The following is a 1,628-nucleotide window of genomic DNA, read 5'->3' on the forward strand; positions in this document are numbered from 1 at the left end:
CAAGAAGCAAAACGAATTAGGTTGTTTGGAGGTCCCGAATGGAATTTTATGATTTTCGAAAAGTAACAGGTATGCATATTACAATGTACAATTCAGATTTTATCATGTCTCGAATAGCAAGGAATCAAACTCCTACCTCAATTGGAGTTATGCATTTGGATGAAAATGGCCTTATCGGCTACCATCAGGCTACAAAACCTCAGCTCCTCCTGATACTGAGCGGAGAAGGATATGTTTGCAGCGAATCCAAGGAATTTTACAAAGTGGAACCAGGTGTGGCGGTGTTCTGGGATAAAGATGAGTGGCATGAAACGAAAACAGAACATGGACTGACAGCATTAGTGATTGAAAGTGATGAATTGAACCCTTCGGCATATATGGCTGTTGCGAAAATGGATCTTTGAGGAAATGATGAATTGAAACTTGTTCTGAAGATGGATGAGATTAGGTTAGAGTTGGTCATGAAAAGTAAAAGGGTGGTCTTAATAGCGGTGCGTAAATATCTTTCAAATACATTTTATCCTGATGTAGTTCAGGTCGCCAAGTCATTAGCAGATCGAAGCGATTTCAATCATTCGTGTACCGATGAAGCAGGAAGATTATTAAGGGTTTTGGTCGGGCAGGTGAAAGAAGGGAAAATCCTTGAGGTAGGAACCGGGCTTGGAGTAGGAAGCTCGTGGATACTATCCTCTATAGCGCCAGGAGTTCGATTTATATCAATAGATATTGATATAAAAAGAGTTGATTCAGTAAAAAAGCATATTAGGCATCCACAAGCGGAGTTTGTTAATGGGGATTGGAAAGAAATCAGTGAAAATGGTCCGTTTCAGTTTATTTTCGCGGATGCGGCTATCGTAAAATCTGTAGAAGGGGATAAGCTTATTGAGATTTTAGAGATAGGCGGACTGTTATTTATGGATGATTTTACACCTGAAGAGCACTGGCCGGAGGAATGGCGGGGGATACATGATCCCGTTCGCGAGTTCTGGCTGAATCATCCATGTTTATCTTCCACCGAAATTTATCTGACTTCAACGACTGCGGCTATTTTAGCTACCAGGGTAAGATGAAATTACTAAATTCAATATGAAGGACGGCGATATCTGTATGAACTGTAAAGAAATTCTTGTAGCTCAATTGAAAGCTTGCCATGACCATGATACATGGTTTGTTTCACTCCAAAGTGCTCTCAGAGGACTAACTGCAGAACAGGCATCAGAAAAAACGAAGAACTCGGCCAATAGCATCCACGAAATCGTAAATCATTTAATTTACTATAATAAGAGATATTTAAACCGCTTTAACGGGATTACCAATCCTAAAGGGGTTGAAAGCAATGATGATACCTTTACTGAAAATGCCCATAGGAGCTGGCAATCAACTGTAGAAACGATTGACCACATCATGTCTGAATGGATCATTTCTGTAAAAGACTCGCAGGAAGACAGGCTGCAGCAATGGGCCGCAGAGCTTACCCATTTAACGATTCACACAACCTATCATATTGGCCAAATAGTCCATATTCGAAAAGAGCAGGGTTCTTGGAATCCTAGTAATGGGGTTCATTAAATTCATAACACTACAATAACTGAAATCATCATGAAAATATCCAGGAAGAACAACTTAAT

At 40.0% G+C, this 1,628-nt stretch carries 3 protein-coding genes; all 3 read left to right on the plus strand.

Translation table 11 applies throughout. From position 1 onward, the window contains the following. The first annotated feature begins 38 nt into the window (after positions 1 to 38). Genes WB217_RS13550 through WB217_RS13560 form a run of 3 tightly spaced genes read left to right on the plus strand, consistent with a single transcriptional unit; the run spans position 39 to position 1,569 of the window. Positions 39 to 404: a cupin gene (locus tag WB217_RS13550; protein ID WP_423993743.1), complete on the plus strand. Its 366-nt coding sequence runs from the start codon at positions 39 to 41 to the stop codon at positions 402 to 404. A 12-nt stretch (positions 405 to 416) separates the two neighbouring features. Next, a complete protein-coding gene (locus WB217_RS13555; RefSeq protein WP_423993744.1) occupies positions 417 to 1,070 on the plus strand; it encodes an O-methyltransferase in 654 nt (217 codons plus the stop codon). 37 nt (positions 1,071 to 1,107) lie between these two features. Continuing rightward, positions 1,108 to 1,569, plus strand: a complete 462-nt coding sequence (locus WB217_RS13560; RefSeq protein WP_423993745.1) for a DinB family protein — start codon at positions 1,108 to 1,110, stop codon at positions 1,567 to 1,569. The last annotated feature ends 59 nt before the right edge of the window (positions 1,570 to 1,628 follow it).

It is taken from the genome of Mesobacillus sp. (genome assembly GCF_049588175.1).
In the GTDB taxonomy this organism is placed as follows: Bacteria; Bacillota; Bacilli; order Bacillales; family Cytobacillaceae; genus Mesobacillus.

Bases quoted from the DNA above. Each gene is read 5' to 3' on its own strand.
- WB217_RS13550 (WP_423993743.1), top strand. From the start codon at position 39: ATGGAATTTTATGATTTTCGAAAAGTAACAGGTATGCATATTACAATG.
- WB217_RS13560 (WP_423993745.1), top strand. From the start codon at position 1,108: ATGAACTGTAAAGAAATTCTTGTAGCTCAATTGAAAGCTTGCCATGAC.